Origin of the sequence: Achromobacter sp. E1 (assembly GCF_037039475.1) — a bacterium.
GTDB lineage: Bacteria > Pseudomonadota > Gammaproteobacteria > Burkholderiales > Burkholderiaceae_B > Achromobacter > Achromobacter mucicolens.
In genome coordinates this window covers 1,400,915-1,426,020 of the sequence record NZ_CP146253.1, presented here as the reverse complement: position 1 = coordinate 1,426,020, position 25,106 = coordinate 1,400,915, and the positions used below count along the sequence as shown (strand labels likewise).

Annotated in this window: 23 protein-coding genes; 11 read left to right on the top strand and 12 right to left on the bottom strand. The window is 65.9% G+C overall.

The window, feature by feature from the left end:
- Positions 1 to 189: 189 nt before the first annotated feature.
- Positions 190 to 639, bottom strand: coding sequence for an acyl-CoA thioesterase (locus V6V88_RS06505; protein WP_175122923.1), 450 nt, complete (start codon positions 637 to 639; stop codon positions 190 to 192).
- A gap of 113 nt (positions 640 to 752) precedes the next feature.
- Here V6V88_RS06505 and V6V88_RS06500 point away from each other — a divergent pair, with 113 nt between their 5' ends.
- The 4 genes from V6V88_RS06500 (at position 753) to V6V88_RS06485 (ending at position 4,899) form a co-directional block, all read left to right on the top strand.
- On the top strand, positions 753 to 2,399 hold the full coding sequence (locus V6V88_RS06500) for an electron transfer flavoprotein-ubiquinone oxidoreductase (RefSeq protein ID WP_056322006.1): 1,647 nt from the start codon (positions 753 to 755) through the stop codon (positions 2,397 to 2,399).
- A 74-nt stretch (positions 2,400 to 2,473) separates the two neighbouring features.
- Positions 2,474 to 3,325: an NAD-dependent epimerase/dehydratase family protein gene (locus V6V88_RS06495; RefSeq protein WP_223574614.1), complete on the top strand. Its 852-nt coding sequence runs from the start codon at positions 2,474 to 2,476 to the stop codon at positions 3,323 to 3,325.
- A gap of 72 nt (positions 3,326 to 3,397) precedes the next feature.
- Positions 3,398 to 4,558 carry a cytochrome gene (locus tag V6V88_RS06490; RefSeq protein ID WP_338618495.1) on the top strand — a complete coding sequence of 387 codons (1,161 nt, stop codon included), beginning with the start codon at positions 3,398 to 3,400 and terminating at the stop codon, positions 4,556 to 4,558.
- Entirely contained in the window at positions 4,555 to 4,899 is a 345-nt protein-coding gene (locus V6V88_RS06485) for an antibiotic biosynthesis monooxygenase (RefSeq protein WP_056322000.1), read from the top strand. Before V6V88_RS06490 ends, V6V88_RS06485 begins: the two co-directional genes overlap by 4 nt.
- A gap of 81 nt (positions 4,900 to 4,980) precedes the next feature.
- On the opposite strand, the gene ltaE is transcribed toward V6V88_RS06485, so the two are convergent.
- The 6 genes from ltaE to V6V88_RS06455 all read right to left on the bottom strand — a co-directional run bounded on the left by ltaE (position 4,981) and on the right by V6V88_RS06455 (position 13,023).
- Positions 4,981 to 5,991 carry a low-specificity L-threonine aldolase gene (gene ltaE / locus V6V88_RS06480; protein ID WP_062840572.1) on the bottom strand — a complete coding sequence of 337 codons (1,011 nt, stop codon included), beginning with the start codon at positions 5,989 to 5,991 and terminating at the stop codon, positions 4,981 to 4,983.
- A 40-nt stretch (positions 5,992 to 6,031) separates the two neighbouring features.
- Positions 6,032 to 6,880, bottom strand: coding sequence for a DMT family transporter (locus V6V88_RS06475; protein ID WP_062840604.1), 849 nt, complete (start codon positions 6,878 to 6,880; stop codon positions 6,032 to 6,034).
- A 166-nt stretch (positions 6,881 to 7,046) separates the two neighbouring features.
- Positions 7,047 to 9,026 carry an acetate--CoA ligase gene (acs, locus tag V6V88_RS06470; protein WP_056321994.1) on the bottom strand — a complete coding sequence of 660 codons (1,980 nt, stop codon included), beginning with the start codon at positions 9,024 to 9,026 and terminating at the stop codon, positions 7,047 to 7,049.
- Between the two features lie 327 nt (positions 9,027 to 9,353).
- Complete coding sequence (locus tag V6V88_RS06465) at positions 9,354 to 10,694, bottom strand: MFS transporter (protein WP_062840571.1); 1,341 nt, start codon at positions 10,692 to 10,694, stop codon at positions 9,354 to 9,356.
- The gene (locus tag V6V88_RS06460; protein ID WP_056321988.1) at positions 10,691 to 11,098 is read right to left on the bottom strand and encodes a heme-binding protein; all 408 of its coding nucleotides are present in this window, start codon (positions 11,096 to 11,098) and stop codon (positions 10,691 to 10,693) included. The genes V6V88_RS06465 and V6V88_RS06460 overlap by 4 nt, the downstream gene beginning before the upstream one ends.
- Positions 11,095 to 13,023, bottom strand: a complete 1,929-nt coding sequence (locus V6V88_RS06455) for a propionate--CoA ligase (protein WP_263293077.1) — start codon at positions 13,021 to 13,023, stop codon at positions 11,095 to 11,097. Before V6V88_RS06455 ends, V6V88_RS06460 begins: the two co-directional genes overlap by 4 nt.
- 250 nt (positions 13,024 to 13,273) lie before the next feature.
- Between V6V88_RS06455 and V6V88_RS06450 the strand changes: the two genes are divergently transcribed.
- A complete protein-coding gene (locus V6V88_RS06450) occupies positions 13,274 to 13,933 on the top strand; it encodes a C40 family peptidase (protein ID WP_223574608.1) in 660 nt (219 codons plus the stop codon).
- A gap of 194 nt (positions 13,934 to 14,127) precedes the next feature.
- On the opposite strand, the gene V6V88_RS06445 is transcribed toward V6V88_RS06450, so the two are convergent.
- The 4 genes from V6V88_RS06445 to V6V88_RS06430 all read right to left on the bottom strand — a co-directional run bounded on the left by V6V88_RS06445 (position 14,128) and on the right by V6V88_RS06430 (position 18,505).
- The gene (locus tag V6V88_RS06445; RefSeq protein WP_035212827.1) at positions 14,128 to 14,451 is read right to left on the bottom strand and encodes a DUF2325 domain-containing protein; all 324 of its coding nucleotides are present in this window, start codon (positions 14,449 to 14,451) and stop codon (positions 14,128 to 14,130) included.
- A 210-nt stretch (positions 14,452 to 14,661) separates the two neighbouring features.
- Entirely contained in the window at positions 14,662 to 15,606 is a 945-nt protein-coding gene (locus V6V88_RS06440) for a CysB family HTH-type transcriptional regulator (RefSeq protein WP_056321979.1), read from the bottom strand.
- A gap of 94 nt (positions 15,607 to 15,700) precedes the next feature.
- Positions 15,701 to 17,194, bottom strand: a complete 1,494-nt coding sequence (locus tag V6V88_RS06435) for a CoA-acylating methylmalonate-semialdehyde dehydrogenase (protein ID WP_056321975.1) — start codon at positions 17,192 to 17,194, stop codon at positions 15,701 to 15,703.
- A gap of 93 nt (positions 17,195 to 17,287) precedes the next feature.
- Positions 17,288 to 18,505, bottom strand: a complete 1,218-nt coding sequence (locus tag V6V88_RS06430) for an ABC transporter substrate-binding protein (protein ID WP_056321973.1) — start codon at positions 18,503 to 18,505, stop codon at positions 17,288 to 17,290.
- 214 nt (positions 18,506 to 18,719) lie between these two features.
- Between V6V88_RS06430 and V6V88_RS06425 the strand changes: the two genes are divergently transcribed.
- Positions 18,720 to 19,640, top strand: a complete 921-nt coding sequence (locus V6V88_RS06425) for a LysR family transcriptional regulator (RefSeq protein WP_280001795.1) — start codon at positions 18,720 to 18,722, stop codon at positions 19,638 to 19,640.
- Between the two features lie 27 nt (positions 19,641 to 19,667).
- On the opposite strand, the gene lptF is transcribed toward V6V88_RS06425, so the two are convergent.
- The gene (gene lptF / locus V6V88_RS06420) at positions 19,668 to 20,771 is read right to left on the bottom strand and encodes an LPS export ABC transporter permease LptF (RefSeq protein ID WP_056321967.1); all 1,104 of its coding nucleotides are present in this window, start codon (positions 20,769 to 20,771) and stop codon (positions 19,668 to 19,670) included.
- Between the two features lie 57 nt (positions 20,772 to 20,828).
- Between lptF and V6V88_RS06415 the strand changes: the two genes are divergently transcribed.
- The 5 genes from V6V88_RS06415 to V6V88_RS06395 all read left to right on the top strand — a co-directional run bounded on the left by V6V88_RS06415 (position 20,829) and on the right by V6V88_RS06395 (position 25,103).
- The gene (locus tag V6V88_RS06415; RefSeq protein ID WP_128827676.1) at positions 20,829 to 22,337 is read left to right on the top strand and encodes a leucyl aminopeptidase; all 1,509 of its coding nucleotides are present in this window, start codon (positions 20,829 to 20,831) and stop codon (positions 22,335 to 22,337) included.
- A 22-nt stretch (positions 22,338 to 22,359) separates the two neighbouring features.
- Positions 22,360 to 22,821, top strand: a complete 462-nt coding sequence (locus V6V88_RS06410; RefSeq protein WP_056321960.1) for a DNA polymerase III subunit chi — start codon at positions 22,360 to 22,362, stop codon at positions 22,819 to 22,821.
- 55 nt (positions 22,822 to 22,876) lie between these two features.
- Entirely contained in the window at positions 22,877 to 23,290 is a 414-nt protein-coding gene (locus tag V6V88_RS06405; RefSeq protein WP_338618482.1) for a hypothetical protein, read from the top strand.
- 85 nt (positions 23,291 to 23,375) lie between these two features.
- Positions 23,376 to 24,086 (top strand): Bax inhibitor-1/YccA family protein, encoded by a 711-nt coding sequence (locus tag V6V88_RS06400; RefSeq protein ID WP_056321955.1) that lies wholly within the window; start codon positions 23,376 to 23,378, stop codon positions 24,084 to 24,086.
- Positions 24,087 to 24,185: 99 nt separating this feature from the next.
- Positions 24,186 to 25,103 carry an aldo/keto reductase gene (locus tag V6V88_RS06395; protein WP_338618479.1) on the top strand — a complete coding sequence of 306 codons (918 nt, stop codon included), beginning with the start codon at positions 24,186 to 24,188 and terminating at the stop codon, positions 25,101 to 25,103.
- Positions 25,104 to 25,106 lie beyond the last annotated feature (3 nt).

Below are 25,106 nucleotides of genomic sequence, written 5' to 3'. Positions count from 1 at the left end.
GTCGTTCCTTGGGGCGCGGCTGTTGGCGCCCGCTACCCGGGCATCGCGGCAAAGCCCGATTTCCGTGAAGCGGCGGCGCCGAGGGTGGCGCGCCCTCATTGCTTTTCTGATTTTGCGCTAGATTTTACCGGCATGACCGGCCAAAGCACGCGCTATTTTGGCCGGTGTGCGGCCCGCGGCCGCGCACGCTTACTGAGCCGGCGTGAACTGCGTGGCCATCTGCGCCAGGACTTCGGGCGGCCACGGTGCGGACGTATTGGCCACGTAATCCATCCAGACCAGCACATTGCGGCCGCGCGCATAGGGGCCTGCGTCGTCGCCGACCTTCTCGAGCAGCAGCTCGAATTCGGCGCTGGAGCGGCCGATGCGCGTGACCTTGTGCGTCACGCGCACGGTGGCAGGATAGGTCAGCGGACGCAGGAAATCGCAAGACGCATGCGCCAGGATCGCGCCATCGTCGGCCGGCAGCTTGAAGCCCGCGTTATACAGAATCTGCATGCGGGCCTCTTCCATGAGGCGGAAATACAGCGTGTTGTTCAGATGGTTCAAGGCGTCTGAATCGCCCCAGCGCAAAGGCAATTCGAGCTGATGGGTGTCGCCCACCGATAGCAGCCGCGCAGACAGATTGTCCGGGTTCACCAATAACTCCTGAAGGCTAAAAGAAATGCGAAGGCATACAGGACCCTCGCCTGCAATACAATCGCCGATAATACTTCCAGCCATATATGGAATACATACGGGGAGCTTTGCAAATGTCTGAACGCGAGTCGATGGAATATGACGTGGTCGTGGTTGGCGGTGGTCCCGCCGGCCTGGCCACAGCAATCCGTCTGAAGCAGCTGGCCGCTGAGAAGAATCAGGAGATTGGCGTCTGCGTACTTGAGAAGGGTGCGGAACTGGGCGCGCACATCCTGTCCGGCGCCGTGATGGACCCGCTGGCGCTGACCGAGCTCATCCCCGACTGGAAGGAAAAGGGCGCGCCGCTGAACGTAGCCGTCACGCAGGACAAGTTCCTGTTCCTGTCCGAGACCGGCGCGCGCGCCACGCCCAACTGGCTGCTGCCCCCCTGCTTTCACAACGAAGGCAACTACATCGTCCGTCTGGGCGACGTCGTCAAGTGGATGGGCGAGCAGGCCGAAGCGCTGGGCGTGGACATCTTCCCCGGCTTTGCGGCCGTCGAAGTGCTGTACGACGAGAACGGCGCCGTCCGCGGCGTGGCCACGGGCGACATGGGCGTGGCCCGCGACGGCAGCCACACCGACCACTATCAGCCGGGCATGGAATTGCACGCCCGCTACACCGTGTTCAGCGAAGGCTCGCGCGGCCAGCTCGGCCGCCAGCTCATCGAGCGCTTCAAGCTGGACGACGGCCGCAATCCGCAGTCGTACGGCATCGGCATCAAGGAAATGTGGGAAGTCGATCCGGCCCAGTCCAAGCCCGGCCTGGTGATCCACACCGCCGGCTGGCCGCTGGATTCGGACACGTACGGCGGCTCGTTCCTTTATCACCTGGACAACAACCTCGTCGCCGTGGGCATGATCGTCGGCCTGGATTACGCCAATCCGTGGCTGTCGCCCTTCGATGAGTTCCAGCGCTACAAGACGCACCCCGCCATCCGCGGCACGTTCGAAGGCGGCAAGCGCATCGCCTACGGCGCCCGCGCCATCACGGCGGGCGGCCTGCTGGCGCTGCCCAAGCTCACGTTCCCGGGCGGCGTGCTGGTCGGCTGCGAAGCCGGTTTCCTGAACGCCTCGCGCATCAAGGGCAGCCACGCCGCCATCAAGTCGGGCAAGCTGGCCGCCGAGGCCGCGTTCGACGCCCTGGTTGCGGACCGCCGCCAGGACGAACTGACCGCGTACCCCAAGGCTTTCGAGGCCTCGTGGCTGCACGCGGAGCTGAACAAGGCCCGCAATTTCAAGCAGTGGTTCAAGAAGGGCCGCACGGTCGCCACGCTGATGACCGGCATCGAGCAACTGCTGCTCAAGGGCAAGATGCCCTGGACGCTGCGCCACAACAAGCCCGACCACGCCTGTCTGCAGCCCGCGTCGCAATGCGCGCGCATCGACTATCCCAAGCCCGACGGCAAGCTCACGTTCGACAAGCTGAGTTCGGTGTTCATCTCCAACACCAACCACGACGAGAACGAACCCGTCCACCTGACCCTCAAGGATCCGTCCGTGCCGGTCAAGGTGAACCTGGCCAAGTACGGCGGCCCCGAGTCGCGCTATTGCCCGGCCGGCGTGTACGAGTTCGTCAAGGACGACCACGGCGACGACCGTCTGCAGATCAACGCGCAGAACTGTGTGCATTGCAAGACCTGCGACATCAAGGACCCTACGCAGAACATCGTCTGGGTGGCGCCGCAAGGCGGCGAAGGGCCGGTCTACAGCGGCATGTGATACCCCGGGCGCATTGCGCCCGCCCGAGAGGCGCCCCGCGGGGCGCCTTTTTTCCGACTGCCTGGAGCGACACCATGCGCGAACGCGTACTTCTCATCGGCTGCGGCGACCTGGGCCAGCGCGCGGCGCAACGCTTTCTGGCGGGCGGCGACGAGGTCCATGCCCTGCGGCGCCATCCCCCCGCCGGCGACACGAGCGGCATCCAGTGGCTGCAGGGCGACATCACCCGCCCCGACACGCTGAACGCGCTGCCGCAAGGCGTGACCCGGCTCATCCACCTGCCCTCGCCCGGCGCGCGCGATCCGCAGGCCTACCGCGGCGTGTTCGTGGAGGGGCTGGCAAACGTGCTGAACGCGCTGGATCGATCGCAGCTCAAGCGCATCGTGTTCGTCTCGTCCAGCGCGGTGTATGGCGAGCATCATGGCGCCTGGGTGGACGAGGACACGCCGCCCGCTCCGCAAGGCTTCAATGGCCGCGTGCTGCTCGAAGCCGAAGCTGCGCTGGCGGCGCAGCCGGTCTCGTCGACGGCATTGCGGCTGGCGGGCCTGTATGGGCCCGGCCGCATGCAGCTCATCGAGCGGTTGCGCAGTGGCGCGGCTGGCGCGCCGCTGCAGCCCGAACACTGGGCCAATCGCATCCACATCGACGACGCGGCTGCCGCGGTGGCGCATCTGGCGCTGCTGCCGCAGGTTGCGCCGGTGTATGTGGGCTGCGACGACACGCCCCTGCCGTTGCACACGCTGTATGCCGAACTGGCCGCGCTGATCGGCGCCCCCGCGCCGCGCGAGGCGCCCGCGCCGGCCAACGTGGGCAGCAAGAAACTCAGCAATGCCCGGTTGCGCGCCAGCGGCCTGTCGCTGCAATGGCCGGACTCGCGCCAAGGCTACGCCGCCCTGCTGGCTGAGGACAACGCGTCGCAGGCATAGTTCGGCCCTCGCCGAATCGTTGCCGCCGGCGCGGGCGGATACTGGTGGCCGTCTCCATTGCCCGCCGTCACCATGCCGCCCGCCCATCCCCTGGCCGCCGTCACACACCCCGATCCGTATCCCTACTATGCCGACCTGGCGCGCGAGCGTCCGCTGTACCGGGATACGGCACTGGGCATGTGGATCGCCTCGCATCCCGACACCATCGCGGCCATCATGCGGCATCCCGGCGCTCAGGTGCGTCCCACGGATGAGCCCGTGCCGCGCGGCTTGTGCCCCGGCCCTGCGGGGGACCTGTTCGGCCGGTTCGTGCGCATGAACGACGGCGCGGCGCATGCGCGCTTGAAGCCGTTGCTGAAGGCGTTCATCGCGCACCGGGCGTCGGAACCGTTGCAAGCGCATCACGAAGGCCCATTGCCGCGGCTGCCGCAACAACCAGCGATCCCGGCATCGCAGGATTGGCTTGCCGGCGCGCCGCACGACCCCGCAGCCGTCGACCGCTATCTGTACACGGCGCCCGTGCGCGCGCAGGCGGCATTCCTGGGACTATCCAAAGCCGTTCATGCGGATTGCGCGGCTGATATCGCCGCTTTCCTTTGCGCCCTGCCCGCCGATGCGGGCGCAGACCGGACCTCGGCGGGCCACGCCGCCGCCGCGCGCCTGCAAACACGCATGCAGGCGCATCTGGCGGGGCCCGAGGCCACCCCGGCACTGCGCGCATTGCATGCAGACGCGCTGCAAGCGGGCATTACGCCTGAACAGCTGGCCGCCAACCTGGCGGGCCTGCTGTTCCAATCTTGCGAAGCGGGCGCGGGACTGCTGGGCAATGCGCTCATCATGGCCGGCCGGCGCGGCGCGGCGTGCGTGCAGACGCGCGAGGACGCCCTGCGCCTGATCGACGACACCGTGCGCCACGATCCGCCGTTGCACAACACGCGGCGGTTCATGGCTACGCCGCTCGATGCCGGCGGACAGCGCATCGAAGCCGGCCAGACCGTCCTGCTGGTGCTCGCCGCCGCCGCCATGATCGAACCCGAGGCGGGATGGATCTTTGGCGCGCACCGCCATGCCTGCCCCGGCGCGCCGCTGGCGCGAAGCCATTCAGCCGATGCGCTGCTGCACGTGTTGCGGCAGGGCATGGACCCTGCCCCGCTGGCGGCGCGCTTTCGCTATCGTCCGCTGCCCAACGCCCGCGTGCCCCAGTTTGATTTTCCCGAGGACCACAACCGATGATTGCCGTGATATTCGAAGTCGAGCCCGCCCATGGCGACCCAGCCCCATACCTGGACATCGCCGCCGGCCTGATCGATGAACTGCGCACCGTGGACGGTTTCATTTCCGTCGAACGCTTTCAAAGCCTGTCCACGCCAGGCAAGCTGCTGTCGCTGTCATTCTGGCGCGACGAAGCGGCAGTCAAGCGCTGGCGCTCGCTGGAATCGCACCGCCGCGCCCAGCAGGCCGGGCGCGGCGGGGTGTTTCAGAACTACCGCCTGCGCGTTGCGCAGGTGCTGCGCGACTACGGCATGCAGGAGCGGGACGAGGCGCCCGCCGACAGCCGCCAGCGCCACGGGTGAAACTGCAGGGACGCGATCGTCCGGGACGCGATCGTCCGGGACGCGCTCGTCCGGGACGCCATCCCTTTGCCCCCGGACCGCCTACCGCAGAAGACGGCCCACCGTTTCGACCACGCGCCGCACGTCCTCGGCCGACACGTCCAGGTGCGTCACCAGGCGGGTCGGACCACCGTAGACGGCGCGCATCAGGATGCCTTCCTTACCCAGCGCTTCGGTCAGCGCGTCGCAGCGCGACGGCTCGAACCGCGCGAACACCATGTTGGTGTCCTGGCTCAGCACGTCCACGCCGGGGATGGCGCGCAGGCCTTCGGCCAACAGGCACGCATTGTCGTGATCCTGGGCCAGCCGTTCGACGTTGTGCTCCAGCGCGTACAGGCACGCGGCCGCCAGCACGCCCGCCTGGCGCAGCCCGCCGCCCAGCATCTTGCGCCAGCGATGCGCGCGTTCGATCAGTTCCTTGCTGCCGACCAGCACCGACCCGACCGGCGCGCCCAATCCCTTGGAAAAGCAGATGGACACCGTATCGAAGGGCGCGCAAAGCTCGGCCACGGGCTTGCCGCTTGCGACCGCCGCATTGAACACGCGCGCGCCGTCCAGGTGCGTGGAAAGCCCTTGCTCGCGCGCCCACGACGTGGCGGCCTGGATGTAGGCGGCCGGGATCAGCTTGCCGTGAAAGGTGTTCTCCAGCGCCAGCAAACGCGTGCGCGCAAAGTGCGGATCGCCTTTGGGCTTGACGGCCGCGGCCAGTTTTTCCAGCGGCAGGGTTCCGTCGGGCGCCTGCTCGATGGGTTGCGGCTGGATGCTGCCCAGCACCGCCGCGCCGCCGCCTTCGTACTTGTAGGTATGGGCAAGCTGGCCGACCAGGTATTCGTCGCCGCGGTCGCAATGCGCCATGAGCGCGGCCAGGTTGCTTTGCGTGCCCGACGGAAAGAACAGGCCGGCAGCCTTGCCGGTGCGCTCGGCCAGGGTTTTTTGCAGGCGGATCACGGTGGGATCGTCGCCCATCACGTCGTCGCCCACGGGGGCAGTGGCCATTGCCTGCAACATGGCGGCGCCGGGCCGGGTGACGGTATCGCTACGCAGATCAATCATGAAGGTTCCAGGAAAACGGGGAAACGGGAAGTCGGAAGGGTCAATCGGATTTTGCTGCCGGCGCCGCGCGGCTGACGACAAAAATGCCCGCCAGGATCAGCACCATGCCGCCCAACTCGACCGGCGTGGGCCGCTCGGACAGGAACGCCCAGGCCAGCAACATGGCCACGACCGGCACACCGAGGCTGGACAGGCCGGCGATCGACGCGGGCACGCGGCGCACGACCTGCAGCCACAGCAGCCAGCCCGCCGCGGTGGCGATCAGCACAATGTATGTCATGCCGGCCCAGAGCTGCCAACCCCATTGGGCGGGCATCTGCGGCACCAGCCAGGCCACGGGCGTCATGACCAGGCCGCCGAACAGCATCTGCCAGGCGGTAAACGTCATCACATCCGGCGCGTGGCGATCGAACATGCGCTTGGACAACACCGTGCCCACGCCCCAGCACAGGCCGCTGCCCAGGCCCAGCAGCACGGGGCGGATGTCGCCCAGGCCGTTCCAGGGCTCGACGAAACAGACCAGCCCGACAGCAGCCAGCGCGATGCCGGCCGCGTGGCGGGCGGTGGGCCGCTCGCCCAGCAGCCACCAGGCAAACAGCACGACCCAGAACGGCATGGTGTACGCCATGAGCGACACCTTGCCCACCCCGCCGTCCACCAGCGCGGTCTGCACGAAGCCCTGGAATCCCGCAGTCTGCGTCAGGCCGATCAAGAGCGTCAGTTTCCAGGGCGGCATCGACAGCGGCCGGCGCGTTGCAATCGCCAGCGCGAAGAGCACCAGGCTGCCCACCACGTAGCGCAGCGCCACGAAGTCGAAGGGGCCGATGTAGGGGACGATCAGCTTCATCGCGATCCAGCTACCGGCCCAGACCAGGATGGTGCTGAACATCAGGGCAAGCCCTGCGCGATCGAAACTGCTGCTCACGGGTGTGGCTCCATGCGTGGGGATCTGGCGATCAGGAATGAAGACGCCCGTGCCGCAACATGCCGGCACGGGCGTCTTCATTATGCGCCTGTCGCGATGCAAATGGCCGGTGGGATCCGGCCCGATGCGTTTAGAGCGGCTTGGAGAGCTGCTCCAGGATGGCGGGGTTTTCCAGCGTCGAGACGTCCTGCGTCACTTCTTCGCCCTTGGCGACCACGCGCAAGAGGCGGCGCATGATCTTGCCCGAACGCGTCTTGGGCAGGTTGTCGCCAAAGCGGATGTCCTTGGGCTTGGCGATGGGGCCGATCTCGCGGGCCACCCAGTCGCGCAATTGCTTGGCGATGGCCTGGGCCTCCTCGCCTTCCGGACGCGACCGCTTGAGCACCACGAAGGCCACCACGGCCTCGCCGGTCGTGTCATCGGGACGGCCCACGACGGCGGCCTCGGCCACCATTTCGTGCGCCACCAGCGCCGATTCGACTTCCATCGTGCCCAGGCGGTGGCCCGACACGTTCAGGACGTCGTCGATGCGGCCCATGATCCAGAAGTAGCCGTCCGCATCGCGCTGCGCGCCATCGCCCGCCAGGTAATAGCCGCGCAGCTCGGCCGGGAAGTAGCTTTTCTTGAAGCGCTCCGGGTCGCCCCAGATGTTGCGGATCATGGCCGGCCACGGACGCTTGATGACCAGGAAGCCGCCATTGCCCTTTTCGACGTCGCCGCCGGTTTCATCGACGATGGCCGCGGCAATGCCCGGCAGGGGCAGCGTGCACGAGCCCGGCTTGGTGGGCGTGGCGCCCGGCAGCGGCGTGATCATGTGGCCGCCGGTCTCGGTCTGCCACCAGGTGTCCACGATGGGGCAGCGTTCGCGGCCCACGTTCTTGTGATACCAGATCCACGCCTCGGGATTGATGGGCTCACCCACCGTGCCGATGATGCGCAACGAGTCCAGGTCGAAGTTCTTGGGGTGCGCTTCCGGCGTGGCCTCGGCAGCCTTGATCAGCGAACGGATCGCGGTGGGCGCGGTGTAGAACGTGGTGACCTTGTGGCGCGCGATCATGTCCCAGAAGCGACCGGCGTTCGGATAGGTGGGCACGCCTTCAAAGACGATCTGCGTCAGGCCGGCGGCCAGCGGACCGTACGTGATGTACGTGTGGCCGGTGACCCAACCCACGTCCGCGGTGCACCAGTAGACGTCGTCCTTGCGCGCGTCGAAGGTCCATTTGACCGTCAGCAGCGCCCACAGCAGGTAGCCGGCGGACGAATGCTGCACGCCCTTGGGCTTGCCGGTCGAACCGGAGGTGTACAGGATGAAGAGCGGGTGCTCGGCATTGACCGGAACCGGCTCGCAGGTGTCGGGCTGGCCGTCCTCGACCTCGTGCATCCAGAGGTCGCGGCTGTCGTTCCATTGCACCTTGCCGCCCGTGCGGCGGTACACGACGACCTTCTTGACGGCCTCGCAGCCGCCCATGGCGATGGCCTCTTCGACGGCGGGCTTGAGCGGGATGGTCTTGCCGCCGCGCACCTGCTCGTCGGCGGTGATGATGAGCGAGGCGCCCACGTCGACGATGCGCTCCTGCAGGCTCTTGGCCGAGAAACCGCCGAACACCACCGAGTGCGTCACACCCAGGCGCGCGCAGGCCTGCATGGCCACCACGGCTTCGATGGACATCGGCATGTAGATGATGGCGCGGTCGCCCTTCTTGTAGCCCAGCGCCGCCAGCCCGTTGGCGAAGCGGCACACACGCGCCAGCAGTTCGCGGTAGGTCACCTTGTTGACCTTGCCGTCATCGGATTCGAAGATGATGGCGGTCTTGTCGGCGTTGCCGTTGGTCAGGTGGACGTCCAGGCAGTTAGCCGAAACGTTCAGTTCGCCGTCGCCGAACCAGCGGTAGAACGGCGCGTCGGATTCGTCCAGGACCTGCGTGAACGGCTTGGTCCATTGCAGATTGTCGCGGGCCTGGCCGGCCCAGAATCCGTCGAAGTCGTTCTCGACCTGCGCGCACAGCGCGTTGTAGGCGTCCATGCTGGGAATCGCGGCGCCCTGCGCGGCGCGCTCGGGCGGCGGAAACACGCGGTTTTCCACCAGGACGGACTGAATAGCGTTCGACATGATCTTGTCTCCAAACGGTGATTCTGTTGTTTATGCTGCTTTTTTATTACCCACCTGCAACCGTATCGCCGCGCTCTTACGGGCACCTTACGCAAAATGCGGGCCGGAGCCCGCAGATTGACGAGGCCCAAGGCGATGCGTCTGCGCCGGATCCGGGCAGGAAGACGCCCCAAGGCGCCAACCGGGCAGCATGCACAAGCCAACGGCGCGCCGTCACGCGGCGCGCCAACAATGCCAAGCAATCAGCATGCGCCGCCGCATCGAAACGCGCCGGCGCAAGGCAGTCCATAAGGATAGCAGCCGCATCAGGCTTGACGAATACGGCGTTCAGCCGGTCTGCCGGGCGAGGCCGCGTTTCATGTCCACCCGCGACAACAGGGCCAGTCCTCCGACAAAGAACAACCCTGTGACGAGGATGGCCAGGCGGTGATTGCCGTCCGTGCCCCACGTCACCAGCCCGTACGTCAACGGACCGATCACGGCGGCAAGCTGCACCGCAAAGGTCCACAGCGAATAGAACTCGGCCAGCCGGCCCGCGGGCGCCAAGGCGCCGGTCATGGCGCGGCCCGCGCTTTGCGTGGTGCCCATGCACAGCCCGGCCAGCGCGGCCGCCACCCAGAACACGGGCGCGGTCACGGCCGAGTAGGCCACCAGCACCATCACGATCCACCCGGCCAGCGTGATGGCCAGCGCGGGTTTGTGGCCGATGCGGTCCTGCACGTAGCCGAACGAAAACGCCCCCGCCGCCGCGCCGATGTTCACCGTGAACACCAGCAGCATGATCTGCGGCGTGGTGAAGCCCATGACTTCGGACGCATACACGGCCGCCAGCGTGATCACGACGGAGATCCCGGCCTGGTAGCAGGCAATGCACATCAAGAGGCGGCGGAATTCCGGAAAGTGCAGGCCTGTTTCACGCCAGGCGTACGCCAGCCGCTTTAGCATGTGCAGCGCGGCCGGATTGCCCGGCTGCGGCCGCGCGCGCTCGCGCAGCAGGAAGAACGACGGCAACGCAGCCAGCGCAAAGACAGACGCGGTGACCACGATGACCCACGGCACGAATTCTTCGGCGGTGGCGCCGCGGGCCTCAGCCAGCGTCACCACCACAAGCGACAGGCCCAGCGTCAGCATGCCGCCGCAATAACCGAAGCTCCAGCCCCAGCCCGACACGCGGCCCAGCGCCTGCGGCCGGGCGAGTTCGGGCAAAAAGGCGGCGACCACGGACTCGCCGACGCAATAGCAGTAGTTGGACACGACGATGGCGGCCAGCGCGAGCCACACGTCGCCCGGCCCAGCCTGCGTGAGCACCAGCGTGGCGGCCACGCAGCCGATCGTGCTGGTGTAGAGCAGCCGCCGCTTGCTGGCCCGCGCATCGGCGCGCGCGCCCAGCGTGGGCATGGTCAGCATGATGAGCAGGTACGACAGCGACAGCGCCGCCGTCCAGGCCAGCGTGGCCCACGAGGCGCGCCCGCCCACCACGCCGACGAAATAGGTGCTGAAGACCGCCGTGAGGATCACGGTGGTGTAGCCGGAGTTCGCGAAGTCGTACATGGCCCAGGCCAGGACTTCGCGCCGGGTGACGCCCGGGTTAAGCGGACCGTCGCCCGCCCCCCGGGGTTCCTGCGCGGAAACGCCGGCCGGCGTTTCCGGCGGCTGCGCCTGGCTCATAGGCCCAGCGCGGCGATGCCTGCTTGTGCAATCTGCACGTCTTCGGTCGACTTCACGCCCGAGACGCCCACCGCGCCGATGACCTGGCCGTCGGCGATGACCGGAACGCCGCCCTCGAGCATACCTTCGATCAGGGGCGCCGACAGGAACGAGTAGCGGCCGTTGTTGATGAGTTCTTCGTAGATGCGCGATTCGCGGCGGCCCAGCGCGGCCGTCTTGGCCTTGGCCGGCGCGATGTGCGACGAGATGGGAGCCGCATCGTCCAGTCGCAGCATGCCCAGCAGATGGCCGCCATCGTCGGTCACGGCGATGGTGACGGCCCACTTGTTCTGCAAGGCGTGTGCTTCGGCCGCGGCCAGGATCTTTTTGACGTCGTCGGCGCTCAGCACGGGTTTGGTTTTCATTGCAGTGACTCCTTGATCTGTTCGAGGGCGTTAGGGTCTTCCATGGTGGTCAGGTCGCCGGGATCGCGCGACTCGCATACCGCGACGATCGCGCGGCGCAGCACCTTGCCGGAACGGGTCTTGGGCAGCGCGCCCACGAACCGGATCCTGGCCGGCTTTGCCACCGCCCCAAGCTGTTCTTCCACCAGGCGCATGATATCGCCTTCCAGCTGCTTTGCCGCTTCCGGCGTGTCGGCGCCGGCGGGATTCTTCAGCACGGCAAACGCCATGGCGACCTGCCCCTTCAGCGGGTCGGCCACCCCCACCACCGCGCATTCGGCAATGCCGCTGTGGCTGTTGACGGATTCCTCGATTTCGCGCGTGCCCAACCGGTGTCCCGCCACGTTGATCACGTCGTCCGTGCGGCCCAGGATGAACCAGTAGCCGTCAGCGTCCACCCGCCCCCAGTCGAAGGTCGAATACACCTGGCGGCCCGGAATCGACGTGAAATAGGTCTCGACGAAGCGCGCGTCGTCGCCCCAGATGGTGGACATGGCGCCGGGCGGCAGCGGCGGCACGATGGCCACCACGCCCTTCTGCTCGGGACCCAGGTCTTCGCCGGTGGACTCGCTGACGATGCGCGCGTCAAAGCCGTAGACCGGGAACGAGGGACTGCCGAACCGGGTGGGGACTTTTTCGATGCCGGGCTGCGCCGACAGGATCGGCCAGCCCGATTCCGTCTGCCAGTAGTTGTCGATGATGGGCTTGCCCAGCCCTTCGGAGATCCATTGCGCGGTCGGCTCGTCCAGCGGCTCCCCGGCCAGGTAGACCGCGCGCAGGGTGGACAGGTCATGCCGCTTGAGCAGCGCGGGATCCTGGCGCTTGAGCACGCGCACGGCCGTGGGTGCCGAGAAGAGCGTATTCACGCCGTACTGCTCGACCAGCTTCCAGAGGATCGCGCCATCCGGGCGCACGGGCGTCCCTTCGTACAGGATGGTCGATTGCCCGCCGATGAGCGGTCCGTAGACGATATAGGAATGCCCCACCACCCAGCCGATGTCGCTGGTGCAGAAATAGGTGTCGCCGGGACGGCCGTCGAACAGGTATTCCATGGACGAGGCCAGCGCCACGGCGTAGCCGCCCGTGTCGCGCTGCACGCCCTTGGGACGGCCGGTGGTGCCGGAGGTGTAAAGGATGTAGCTGGGCTCGGACGATTCCAGCCATTCGACGGGCACCCGGGCGCCGCGGTGGCGTTCGCGCAGCGTCGCGTAGTCCAGGTCGCGCCCGGCCACCGGCTCGAACGGCGCCAGACCGCGGTCGAACACCACCACCGACGCGGGCGGCGACTTGGCCAGGCCCAACGCACGGTCCAGCAGCGGCTTGTATGGCACGACCTTCCCGGCGCGCGAGCCGCCGTCCGTGCACACCACCACCTTGGGCGCGGCGTCGTCGATGCGCTGCGCGAGGTTCACGGATGCAAACCCGCCGAACACCACCGAGTGGACCGCGCCGATCCGGGCGCACGCCAGCATCGTGAACACCGCTTCGGGCACCATGGGCATGTAAAGCAGGACCCGGTCGCCGCGCCCCACCCCCAGTTCGCGCAGCATGGCGGCGGCGGCGTTCACTTCTTCAAAGACGTCCTGCCGCGTATAGACCTGTTCGCGATCCACTTCCGTGGACACCCAGATGAGGGCCGGCTTGTCCGCCTGCGTGGGCAGCCAGCGGTCTACCGCGTTGTGGCACAGGTTGGTGCGCCCGCCAACGAACCACTTGGCAAAGGGCGGACGCGAGAAGTCCAGCACAGTGTCAAATGGCGTTTCCCAGTGAATGCGCGTGGCCTCTTCGCGCCAGAACGCGTCGCGGTCATGAACCGAGCGATAGTGGAAATCCCGGGTTCTTTGCATGTTTGTCTCCTGGTATTGTTCATAGGCCTTAAGGCTGATTGATTTTTTGTCCAATCTTTTCAGTCATTCTGGTAGGCAAACCTTGCACGAGGCTTGCCGCAAGTCAAAAAATTCTTCCAGATGTCCACGCTGCATGGATATTTAGGGCCGTTACGTCACGAATCGGCCTTAAAAGTTTGGTAGAATCCCCGCGAAGTTGCACATAATTGTTGAATTTGCTGACATTTCGGCCCCATCCGCGGCTAAAGCGCGGGTTTTTGCTGTCATTCAGTGATTCATCCCCAGGCGAATGCATCGACACTCCAACCCCGCGCGATTCAATTCAACCACTGGCCATGCAAAGCGCGGTCTGCGCGTGCTCGCGTTGGTTGCTTGCTTTGCGGGTCTGGCCGGTTGTGCAAGCACTAGTCAAAAGTCAACCGCCCATACGTCCGAGATCGATCCCTACGAGATGGAATGGGTTGCCACCGCCGATGACCCGATCGGCATGCTGGTGGTCCAAAAATTCAAGCGTGAACGCCAGCGCACCCATTCGGGTGTCGGCAGCGACAACGCCATGGTCAGCGAAGCCCTGAACCACCTGGGCATCCGCTACCGCTTTGGCGGCAGCACCCCCGAAACCGGCTTTGACTGCAGCGGTCTGGTCGCTTACTCGGCTGAACGCGGCCTGGGCCTCAAGCTGCCCCGCAACGCCGCCGAAATCGCCCGGCAAGGCGTAGCAGTCGCCAAGAACGAACTGCAGGTCGGCGACCTGGTCTTCTTCAACACCATGGGCCGCCGCTATTCCCACGTCGGCATCTACCTGGGCGACGACCGCTTCGTGCATTCGCCTAGCGCCGGTGGCGTGGTGCGCGTCGAAAGCATGACCATGGCCTACTGGTCCAAGCGCTACAACGGCGCCCGCCGCCTGGACAACACCCTGATGGCGTCGGCCCGCGCGGCCAACTGACCGCCCTGCCAGACCCTGCCCGTCTTCTGGGCAACATCTTCGCACGCAGGCCAACCCGCCGCCATCGTCCAAATGCAAAACGCCGCCCGACTTTCCGTCCGGCGGCGTTTTTGTTTTTTCTCTTCGCGGCGATCAGGCCGCAGGCCGTATCGGCCTCCCCAGTTTGTCTTGGATGCGCGGCAAGACGCGTCCCGTCAATGAACGGTGCCGGCGCGCGGGCACAAGCCGCATTGCTGCAGGGCTTGCTGCATGCTGCACACGGAACGGCGACAAGCCACGACCCGGATGCCGCCGCGCTGCGCCGCGTTGCGGAAGGTCTTCATGACATTGTGGCCAAGAAAATCGGTCAGCAGTATGACCAGTTGCGTGCCGGAAGGCAGTTGCAACGTCTTCTTTTGATGCGAGGGATCGCGCCCGCTGATGTGGTGCGTGATCGAGATGTTGTGACCTTTTAGCAGATCGGGAATATTGCCGAGGCGGTCGGCGCCCACTACCACTGCACTAAGTCCTGCCGTCATGATTTACCTCACTGGGTCGTTGAGCCTGGATGTAATGATAATGATTCCTATTTTTTCGTCAACTTAAATGAGATCCGTTCTTATTTAATTATTTTTATGAGCTTGCCGAAAGGGATAGCCGTCTCACCCTTCCCGTCTGAATTGCAGGCAAAAAAAACGCGACGTCGTAAGGACGTCGCGCTTTATTCGCGCATGCGGCGGGGATGCGGGCTACTTCGGCGTGCCCTGCACCGCGTCGGTGACGACGGCCCGGGTCAGCGACGGCGCCAGCATCTCCAGGAAGGTGTAGACGTAGTCGCGCAGGAACACGCCCGCTTTCACGCCCACGCGCGTGGTATGCGTGCCGAACAGGTGCCCCACGGGCAGGCCGACCAGATTCGAGTCGCGGCGCGGATCATAGGCAACCCCCGCGATGATGCCGATGCCCAGGCCCACGTCCACGTAAGTCTTGATCACATCGGCGTCGATCGCTTCGAGCACGATGTCCGGATGAATGCCCTGGTTGGCGAAGATCTCGTCGATCGTGCTGCGGCCGGTAAAGGCCCGGTCGTAGGTCACGATGGGGTATTCGGCCAGTTGCGCCAGCGACAGGCGCTTGGCGGCGCTGGAGGTCAGCTCGGCCAGCGGATGATCGGGCCGCACCACCACCGTGTGCTCCCACGCGTAGACCGGCAGCGTGGCCAGGCCCGGCGTCAGCGCCAGCGACTCGGTCGCCAGCGCCAGATCCGCCTGTTCATGCAGCACCATTTCGGCCAGCTGGGCGGGGCTGCCCTCGGCCAGCGACAGGTGAACCTTGGGGAACTGCTTGCGGAACGCGGGGATCACGCGGGGCAGCAGATAGCGCGCCTGCGTGTGAGTGCAGGCAATGACCAGGCCGCCCTCGTCGCGGCGTGCGAATTCGTCGCTGACTTTTTTCAGGTTGTCGACCTCGCGCATGATGCGGTCGATCACCTGCGACACGGCCAGGCCGGGCTTGGTCAGCCCCTTGATGCGCTTGCCATGACGTTCGAAGATCTTGATGCCCAGCTCGTCCTCGAACTCGATGATGGCCTTCGAAACGCCGGGCTGCGACGTGTAGAGCATCCGGGCGGCTTCAGTCAGGTTGAAGTCGCGCCGGATGGTTTCACGCACGAAACGAAATTGCTGGAGGTTCATTAATTGGCCCCTGATAGACGGGCCAATTATAAGTAATAAGAACGCCTTGCTATATGAATTATCGATATAAGCTTAGGAGCAAGGCGTCCCTCTTTCAGCGCATCGAGATCGTGGTGTTCACGGTCTTGGCGTGTGCCGACCAGCGCGCGGTCACAGTCTTGGTCTGCGTCCAGAACTGCACCGCCTGCTTGCCATTGGGGCCCAGGTCGCCCAGCTTGGAGCCGCGCGAACCCGTGAAGCTGAACCACGCCACCGGCACAGGGATAGGCACGTTGATGCCCACCTGCCCCACGTCGATGTTGTTCTGGAAGTAGCGCGCCGCGCCCCCGTCTTGCGTGAACAGCGCGACGCCATTGCCGTTGGGGTTGCGGTTGATGAACGCCACCGCGTCTTCCAGCGTCTCGACACCGACGCAGCACAGGACCGGCCCGAAGATCTCTTCCGTGTAGATGGTCATGTTCTCGGCGACGCCGTCGAACACGGTCGGGCCGACGAAGTTGCCTTCCTCGAAGCCAGCCACCTTCAGGTTGCGGCCGTCCAGCAACAGCTTGGCGCCTTCGTCCACGCCCTTCTGGATCAGGCTTTCGACGCGCTTCTTGGCGTTGGGCGACACCAGCGGACCCAGGTCGGCTTCGCGATCCGTGCCGGCGTTGACCTTGAGCTTCTTGGCGCGCTCGACGAAGTCGGGCAGCCAGTTGCGGGCCTCGCCCACCAGCACCGCCACAGACGAGGCCATGCAGCGCTGGCCTGCCGCGCCAAAGGCGGCACCCAGCAGCTGGTTCAGCGCCACTTCGGGATCGGCATCCGGCAGGACCACGCAGTGGTTCTTCGCGCCCATCATGGACTGGCAGCGCTTGCCGGCGGCCGACGCGCGGTTGTAGATCTCGGTGCCCACGCGGGTCGAGCCGATGAACGACACCGCCTTGATGTCGGGGTGCTCGCACAGGCCGTTGGCCGTTTCGGGACCGCCGTGCACCACGTTCAGCACGCCCGGCGGCAGGCCAGCTTCCAGCGCCAATTCCGCCAGGAACAGCGACGATGTCGGATCCTGCTCAGAAGGCTTCAACACAAACGTGTTGCCGCACGCCACGGCGATGGGGAACATGAAGCACGGCAGCATGACCGGGAAGTTGAACGCGGTGATGCCCGCGCACACGCCCAGCGGCTGGATCAGGGTGTAGACATCGATGCCGGACGCCGCGTTCTCCGCGTACTCGCCCAGTTGCAGGTTGGCGATCGAGCAGGCGTGCTCGACCACTTCCAGGCCGCGGCCGACTTCACCCTCGGCGTCCGGCAGCGTCTTGCCGTGCTCGCGGGTGATCATCTCGGCCAGCTTGCCGGTATTGGCACGCAGCAGTTCCTGGAACTTGAGCATGACACGCATGCGCGTGCCCTGCCCGGCGTTGCGCCAGGTCTTGAAGGCCTCCTTGGCGTTGGAAACGGCCAGGTCCAGTTCTTCGCGCGTGGCGAAGGGCACCTTGGCAACGACCTCCTGGGTGGCGGGGTTGATCACGTCTCGCCATTCGGTGGTTTTGGACTGCACAAGCTTGCCGCCGATCAGTAGCGGAACGCGCGGGACTTCACTCATTTTGTTGCTCCTCACACTGCGTAGTCGATGCGGATGAAAATCCGCGTTCTTGGATCGAGCCGCGCCCGCGGGACAGCGCCCGCGGGCTTGGCGCTATTTCTTCACCAGCGGGCAGGTCGAATCGGCCAGGGGCTGGAAGGCTTCGGCCGCCGGAATGGTGGCCACCAGCTTGGAATAGTCCCAGCCGCCCTTGGAGTCCGCGGGCTTCTTGACTTCGTACAGGTACATATCGTGGATCACGCGGCCGTCCGGGCGGATCGACGCGTTGCGCATGATGGGATCCTTGATGGGAATCTCGCGCATTTTGTCGGCGACGACCTTGCCGTCGGTGCTGTTGGCGGCGGCCACCGCGCGCAGGTAATGCAGCACGCTGGAATACACGCCCGCCTGCGTCATCGTGGGCTTCAGGCCGCGGAACGCCTTCTCGAAGCGCCCCGACCACTCACGCGTGGCGTCGTCGTAATCCCAATAAAAACCATCCACGTAAGACAGCCCCTGCGCGTTCTCCAGGCCGAGCGCACGCAGGTCCGACAGGAAGATCAGCAGGGAAACCAGCCGCTGCCCGCCTGCCACGATGCCGAACTCGCGCGCCTGCTTGACCGCATTGACGGTGTCCTGGCCGCCATTGGCCAGCGCCACCACCTGCGCCTTGGAGCTCTGCGCCTGCAGCAGATAGGACGCGAAGTCGGGCGCGTTCAGCGGGTGGCGGACATTGCCGGCCACCGTGCCGCCCAGCGCCTTCACCGCCTTGGCCGTGTCGGCTTCCAGCGAGTGGCCGAACGCGTAGTCAACGGTGATGAAGAACCAGGACTTGCCGCCCTCGCGCACGGTGGCCTTGGCGCCGCCCGCGGACTGCGAGTAGGTGTCGAACATCCAGTGAAAGCCGACCGGCGAGCAGTCCTTGTTGGTCAACGCCGTGGTGGCCGGGCCGGAGAACATCACGACCTTGTTCTTTTCGCGGGCAATCCCCTGCACGGCGAGCGCGACCGCCGAATTGGTGAGGTCGGCAATGGCGGTGACGCCGTCGCGGTCGAACCATTCGCGCGCCCGGGCGGCGCCCACGTCGGCCTTGTTCTGGTTGTCCGCGGACACCAGATCGATCTTCATGCCCTTGCACTCCGCGGCAAGGCAGTCGTCGATGGCCAATTGCGCCGCGGCGACCGAGCCTGCGCCCCCCATGCCGGCGTAGGTGCCGGACATATCCGTCAGAATGCCGATCTTCACTGGCGGCTTGTCCGCCGCATGGGCCTGCCCAATCAAACCGGCGCCCAGACACAAGCCTGCGGCGAGCCCGCGTGCGTGCAATTTCATGGATTTGTCTCCTGAGTTTTTATGCGCTGAGTAGTAGCGTTGTGGCGCCGTCTTCGCGGCTTGCGGTCCCAGGGCATAGCCCAAGGCCAGCCGAACCAGTGTAGATGTGTGAAAATCAACAAGCAACACTAGAAATGCACATTCCTTGTGCATTCATGCACATACAGAAATGTCGCCGGCGCAACGTGCTGCCGGGGGCCTGGAGCGACGGATCTTGCTTGATTGGGACAGCCTGCGGTATTTCCTGGAAGTCGCCCGCACCCAGCGCGTCAGCGCCGCGGCGCGCAAGCTGGGCGTGGAGCACACCACCGTGTCGCGCCGGATCCGGGCCCTGGAAACCGAACTGGATACGCTGCTATTCGAGAAGTCGCGCAGCGCGGGGTTCGTGCTGACGGACGACGGCCAGCGCCTCTTCGTCCACGCCGAGCAAATGGAAAGCGTGGTGCACACGGCGCGCGAAAACCTGTCCGGCATCGGACAGGCGTTGTCGGGTCACCTGCGCATCGGCGCCACCGAAGGCTTCGGCAGCTACGTGTTGACCCCGCTTGCGGCCGACTTCCAGCGGCGCTATCCGCACATCACGCTGGACATCCTGCCCGTGCCGCGCTTTGTCAGCCTGTCCAAGCGCGAAGCCGACCTGGCCATCACCATCGAACGGCCGCAGCGCGGCCCGTACGTGTGCAGCAAGCTGTGCGACTACACGTTGCGGCTGTACGGCACGCCGGGTTATCTGGCCAACCATGCGCCCATCACTCGCCGCGACGACCTGGCGGATCACACGTTCATCGGTTACGTGGACGAGCTGTTGTTCAGCGAGCGCCTGCGCTATCTGGAAGACCTGCTCCCGGCAAGCAAGGTGGTGTTGCGCAGCACGAGCGTCGTGGCCCAATACCACGCGGCGCTGCAAGGCCAGTCGCTCGCCATCCTGCCGTGCTTCATCGCGGCACAGGATCCGCGGCTAAAGCCGGTGCTGGAAGACGAGATCGCCATCACGCGCTCGTTCTGGATGTATTGCCATGAAGACCTGCGCAAGCTCAAGCGCGTGACCGCGCTGTGGGAGTTCATCCGCAAATCGGTCTTGAGAAACGCCGACCTGCTGGCAGGCCGGCGCGGGACGATGAAGTATCTGCCCTAACAGGCGCGCATGTCGGCGCCTGTCTTGCTAGGTGTTGTTCTTGGGCGCCTTGACGCGCAGGCGGCGCATCAGCAGGAAGACGGTCAACAGCGCGACGGCGCCGTGGATGGCCCAGACCCCCAGACCGAAACTGAGCTTGCCGTTGGAGATCCAGGCGCGCGACAGGTTGATCAGGTTCATATAGAGCAGACCGACCAGACCGGCGATGAGCAGGTCGCCCGAACGTCCCAGCCGCGGATTGACCGCGCCAAGCGGAATGGCCAGCAGCGCAAGATTCAGCGCCGCGAGCGGCAGCGAAATCCGCCACATCACCTGGGACCAGCTGCTGTTGGTGTTGTCCTCGATCAGTTGCGGCGTGCTGCGCGCCTTCGAGGAACGCTCTGCCGCCGCGCGGGCCTCGGCCACCGGGTCGCCGCCCCCCTTGCTTTCCAGGCGCAGACCGTATTTTTCGAAGTGCACAAGGCGCAGCTCCGGCGTGCCTGGCTTCAGGTCGTAGCGATGCCCTTCGCCCAGCACCAGGAAACGGTCGCCGTTGGGCAGGGTTTCGATATGCGCGCTGCTCGCGGTCAGCACGCTCAGCCATTCGGGACCGATCTCGCGCGCAAACACATTGCCAAGTTCGTCGGTCGGATTGACCGGGTCTTCGGCAAAGAACACCCGGTTGCCGCCCGAGGACTCGGCGAATTGGCCAGCCGTGACCTTGGACAGGTCCGAGCGCTGCTCGAAGCGTTCGTGGTATTCGCCGATCTGGCGGTAGGCCCAGGGCGAGGCCACCAGCGTCAGCCCCGCCACGGCGATCGCGACGGGCACCGCCACGCGCAGCACCGGCTTGAGCCAGTCGGCCAGCGACAGGCCGCTGGCAAACCACACCACCATTTCGGATTCGCGGTAGTTGCGCGTGACCGTGGTCAGCACGGCAATGAAGATTGAGACCGCCAGAATGGTCGGCAGCGCGGTGATGGTAGAGAGCGCGGCAAGCACCACCACCACGTCCGCTCCGATGTTGCCTCCCGCGGCCTCGCCGAGCAGGCGCACGAGAAGCACGCTGAGCCACACGACGAGCAACGTGGAAAAGACAACGCCAGCGTGACTGGTGATCTCGCTGACGACAGAGCGTTTGAATAGAGACATGGGAGAATATGCGGGATAATCGACCGCATCATACACAGACGCACACGGGAAACCCTCATGGAATTTAGCACACAGACCACTGCTTCCCTGCACCAGGTCAAAACCGCCGCCCTCGCCGTCGGCGTGTACGCGGACGGCGTGTTGAGCCCCGCCGCCGACATCATCGACCGCGCTTCCAATGGCGCCGTCCGTGCGGTGGTCAAAAGTGAATTCCGCGGCCGCGCCGGCTCGACCCTGACGCTGCGCACGCTGCCGGGCGTCTCCGCGCAGCGTGTCGTCCTGGTTGGCTTGGGCAAGCAGGATGAATATTCGGCCCGCACTCACGCGTCGGCCGAACAGGCATTTGCCTCGGCCTGCGTCTCGGCCCAACTCACCGAAGGCGTGTCCACGCTGGTCGCCAATCCCATCGCCGGCATCGACGTCATTACGCGCGCCCGCAGCGCCGCGATCGCGGCCGGCGGCGCGGCCTACTACTACGACGCAAGCTTCGGCAAGCCCGACCGCGACGCGCGCCCCAAGCTCAAGAAGATCGTGCAGGTCGTCGAGCGCGCCGATGCCACGCAAGCCCAGAAAGGCCTGCGCGAAGGCAGCGCCATCGCCAACGGCATGGAACTGACCCGCACGCTGGGCAACCTGCCGGGCAACATCTGCACCCCCACCTACCTTGGCGACACCGCCAAACGCCTGGCGCGAGAATTCAAGTCGCTGAAGGTCGAGGTCATGGACCGCAAGCAGGTCGAAGCGCTGGGCATGGGCTCGTTCCTGTCCGTCGCCCGCGGCTCCGAGGAAGCGCTGCGCTTCATCGTCCTGCGCCACGCAGGCGCCAAGACCGCCAAGAAGGGCGCCAAGTCCGCGCAAGGCCCGATCGTGCTGGTCGGCAAGGGCATCACGTTCGACGCCGGCGGCATCTCGCTCAAGCCCGCGGCCACCATGGACGAAATGAAGTACGACATGTGCGGCGCCGCCAGCGTGCTGGGCTCGTTCCGCGCCCTGGCCGAACTGGAACTGCCGCTGGACGTCGTCGGCCTGATTCCCGCTTGCGAGAACCTGCCCAGCGGCAAGGCCAACAAGCCGGGCGACGTCGTCACCAGCATGGCCGGCCTCACCATCGAGATCCTGAACACCGACGCCGAGGGCCGCCTGGTCCTGTGCGACGCCCTCACCTACGCCGAACGCTTCAAGCCGTCTGCCGTGATCGACATCGCCACGCTGACCGGCGCCTGCGTCGTCGCGCTGGGCAACGTCAACACCGGCCTGTTCTCCAAGGACGACGCGCTGGCTGACGCCCTGGCGTCGGCGGGCCGCCGTGCGCTGGACACCGCCTGGCGCATGCCCATGGACGACGCCTACCAGGAACAGCTCAAGTCCAATTTCGCCGACCTCGCCAACATCGGCGGTCCTCCGGCCGGCGCCGTCACCGCGGCCTGCTTCCTGTCCCGCTTTGCCAAGGCTTACCCCTGGGCGCACCTGGACATCGCCGGCACGGCCTGGCGGGGCGGCAAGGACAAGGGCGCGACCGGCCGTCCCGTGCCGCTCCTGATGCAATACCTGCTGGACCAGGTTTGAAGCGACTGACGCCAAAAGCCCCATGACGCGCATCGATTTCGCATTCGGCGCGCCCGACCGCCTGCGCATGGCCTGCCAGGTCGTGCGCAAGCGCGTCCTGGCAGGCCAGCGGCTGGTGGTGTACTGTAAAGACGGTTCGCGCCTGGCGGCGTTCGACCGGATGCTGTGGGCGTTCGACGACACGGCGTTCGTGCCGCACGTATTGGCAAACGATCCCCTGGCCCCTGAAACGCCGGTGGTGCTTACCGCCGGAGAGCCGCTGCAGGCCTTGCAGGCGGCAGGGCAGCCCGATCAGCCGCAGCCCTGGCTGCTGAATCTGGACGACGATTGCCCGCCCGGCTTCGACGCTTTCGAACGCCTCCTGGAAATCGTCTCGGACGATCCGGACGACAAGCAGGCGGCCAGGCAGCGCTGGCGCACCTACCAGACGGCCGGTCATGTGCCGCAAAGCCACGACCTGAGCCGCAAGGCCCAAGGCGGCTGAACCGTCCCCCCACGCGCGCCCGCGCGCCGCGTTCACCAGAATCTCGGGAGTTTCCATGCCCGCTCGCACACCCGACCCCGGCATCCCCACCCTGACTCACCGCGCCGAGCCCTCGTTCCACGACCCGGCGGACGATGACGCCGATGCGCCGCTCTTGACCGAACTGGCCGACGAGGCCGGCCCGGTTTACGAGCACGACCCGTTCCCCGTGCTGACGGATGTGGCCGACGATGACGGGCCTTCTGCGCCAGCCGGCAGCCCGGCGCCGACCGCGTACCAGCCGCCGGCCGCCGCCCCCGCATTGCGCGCCCTGCCGGACGCCACCGTGCTCGCCGCCCGCTTGCAGGCCGAGGTGGAACAGGTCATGCGACAGGCGCTTGCCGACGCCGTGACGCAATTACAGGCACGCATGGATGCTGAATTGCCTGCTATCGTTTCCCGTGTGCTCAATGAGGTCAGGCAAGGCTGACTGGATTCTTCAGGGAACTGTAAGGTATCCTTCGCATCTAAGCCTTCTAGGCAATCACCATACTTGCCGTATACAGGAGTTCTCCATGAACGAATATCGTCCGTCCCCTTTTAACCGTTCCGGCGCTGTCGCCGGCGCGCCGGGCGAGGTCGCTCGCAACCAGGTCCTGCGCAATACGTACTGGCTCCTTGCCCTGTCGCTGATCCCGACGGTCCTGGGCGCGGCCGTCGGCCTCTACACCGGCATCAACCGCGTCATGGGCGCCAGCCCCGGCCTGTCGGCCATCGTCTTCCTGGTCGGCGCCTTCGGCCTGATGTTCGCCATCGAGAAGAACAAGAACAGCTCGCTGGGCGTGGTCCTGCTTCTGGCCTTCACGTTCTTCATGGGCGTCATGCTTTCGCGCCTGCTTGGCTTCGTGATGGGCATGAGCAACGGTTCGCAGCTCGTCATGACGGCGTTCGGCGGCACCGCGATCGTGTTCGGCACCATGGCCACCCTGGCCACGACCATCAAGCGCGATCTGTCGGGACTGCAGAAATTCCTGTTCATCGGCGCGGTCGTGATCCTGGTGGCGGCACTGGCCAACATCTTCCTGCAACTGCCGGCCCTGATGCTGACCATCTCGGTGCTCGCCATCGTGATCTTCTCGGCGTTCATGCTGGTTGACCTGCAGCGCGTGGTCAACGGCGGTGAGACCAACTACGTCTCGGCCACCCTGGCCATCTACCTGGACGTCTATAACGTCTTCTCGAACCTGCTGATGCTGCTGGGCATCTTCGGCGGCAACCGCGAGTAACGCGCCGTCGTCAGACCAGCACCGCAAGGGCCTGCATGCACATGTAGGCCCTTTTTCATTGGGCCGCCCCCTTTCCTCTTGAATAGCCGGAGCCTTGCCATGCCTGACCGCCGCCGCTTCCTGCAGACCACCGCCAGCGCAGCCCTGATGGGGGCCGCGTGGCCGGCATGGGCAGCCACGCCGGGACAGGCCATGCTAAAGCGCCCGATTCCGTCGTCGGGCGAGACCCTGCCCGTGGTGGGACTGGGCACCGCGGACACGTTCAACGTGTCGCCCGGCGACGCCGCGGCCATGGCGCCGCTGGCCCAGGTGCTTGAAACGCTCATGAAGGCGGGCGGCAGCCTGATCGACACGGCGCCCAGCTATGGCGAGGCTGAAGCCGTCACCGGCGCCCTCCTGGCCCGCGAAGGCGGCCTGCGCGAGCGCGTGTTCCTGGCGACCAAGATCAGCACGCGCGGCCACGAATCCGCGATGCGCCAGATCCGGGAGTCGCAACAGGCGCTGCGCAGCGACAAGCTGGACCTGATCCAGGTTCATAACCTGATCGACACCCGCAACCAGCTCGCCTTGCTGCGCGATCTGAAACAGCAGGGCGTGACGCGCTATATCGGCATCACGCATTACACGGACCATGCGCACGACGACCTGACCGAGCTGGTCGAAAAGGAAAAGCCCGATTTCCTGCAGGTGAACCTGTCGATCGCCTCGCGCAGCGCCGAAAAACGCCTGCTGCCCGCGTGCCAGGCCAACGGCGTCGCGGTGTTGATCAACCGGCCGTTCGAAGATGGCGCGCTGTTCCGCCAGGTCAAGGGCGTGGCGCTGCCCAAGCTGGCCGCCGAAATCGATTGCACCTCCTGGGCGCAGATCTTCCTGAAGTTCATCATTGGCCATCCCGCCGTCACGGCCGTCATCCCCGCCACGTCCAAGCCCGCCAACATGGCGGACAATGCGCGCGCCGGCTTTGGCCGCCAGCCCGACGCCGCCCTGCGCGACCGCATCGCCGCACTGCTCGCCTGACGC

Bases quoted from the DNA above. Each gene is read 5' to 3' on its own strand.
- V6V88_RS06500 (WP_056322006.1), top strand. From the start codon at position 753: ATGTCTGAACGCGAGTCGATGGAATATGACGTGGTCGTGGTTGGCGGT.
- V6V88_RS06495 (WP_223574614.1), top strand. From the start codon at position 2,474: ATGCGCGAACGCGTACTTCTCATCGGCTGCGGCGACCTGGGCCAGCGC.
- V6V88_RS06490 (WP_338618495.1), top strand. From the start codon at position 3,398: ATGCCGCCCGCCCATCCCCTGGCCGCCGTCACACACCCCGATCCGTAT.
- V6V88_RS06485 (WP_056322000.1), top strand. From the start codon at position 4,555: ATGATTGCCGTGATATTCGAAGTCGAGCCCGCCCATGGCGACCCAGCC.
- ltaE (WP_062840572.1), bottom strand. From the start codon at position 5,991: ATGATTGATCTGCGTAGCGATACCGTCACCCGGCCCGGCGCCGCCATG.
- V6V88_RS06475 (WP_062840604.1), bottom strand. From the start codon at position 6,880: ATGTTCAGCACCATCCTGGTCTGGGCCGGTAGCTGGATCGCGATGAAG.
- acs (WP_056321994.1), bottom strand. From the start codon at position 9,026: ATGTCGAACGCTATTCAGTCCGTCCTGGTGGAAAACCGCGTGTTTCCG.
- V6V88_RS06465 (WP_062840571.1), bottom strand. From the start codon at position 10,694: ATGAGCCAGGCGCAGCCGCCGGAAACGCCGGCCGGCGTTTCCGCGCAG.
- V6V88_RS06460 (WP_056321988.1), bottom strand. From the start codon at position 11,098: ATGAAAACCAAACCCGTGCTGAGCGCCGACGACGTCAAAAAGATCCTG.
- V6V88_RS06450 (WP_223574608.1), top strand. From the start codon at position 13,274: ATGCATCGACACTCCAACCCCGCGCGATTCAATTCAACCACTGGCCAT.
- V6V88_RS06445 (WP_035212827.1), bottom strand. From the start codon at position 14,451: ATGACGGCAGGACTTAGTGCAGTGGTAGTGGGCGCCGACCGCCTCGGC.
- V6V88_RS06440 (WP_056321979.1), bottom strand. From the start codon at position 15,606: ATGAACCTCCAGCAATTTCGTTTCGTGCGTGAAACCATCCGGCGCGAC.
- V6V88_RS06435 (WP_056321975.1), bottom strand. From the start codon at position 17,194: ATGAGTGAAGTCCCGCGCGTTCCGCTACTGATCGGCGGCAAGCTTGTG.
- V6V88_RS06430 (WP_056321973.1), bottom strand. From the start codon at position 18,505: ATGAAATTGCACGCACGCGGGCTCGCCGCAGGCTTGTGTCTGGGCGCC.
- lptF (WP_056321967.1), bottom strand. From the start codon at position 20,771: ATGTCTCTATTCAAACGCTCTGTCGTCAGCGAGATCACCAGTCACGCT.
- V6V88_RS06415 (WP_128827676.1), top strand. From the start codon at position 20,829: ATGGAATTTAGCACACAGACCACTGCTTCCCTGCACCAGGTCAAAACC.
- V6V88_RS06410 (WP_056321960.1), top strand. From the start codon at position 22,360: ATGACGCGCATCGATTTCGCATTCGGCGCGCCCGACCGCCTGCGCATG.
- V6V88_RS06405 (WP_338618482.1), top strand. From the start codon at position 22,877: ATGCCCGCTCGCACACCCGACCCCGGCATCCCCACCCTGACTCACCGC.
- V6V88_RS06400 (WP_056321955.1), top strand. From the start codon at position 23,376: ATGAACGAATATCGTCCGTCCCCTTTTAACCGTTCCGGCGCTGTCGCC.
- V6V88_RS06395 (WP_338618479.1), top strand. From the start codon at position 24,186: ATGCCTGACCGCCGCCGCTTCCTGCAGACCACCGCCAGCGCAGCCCTG.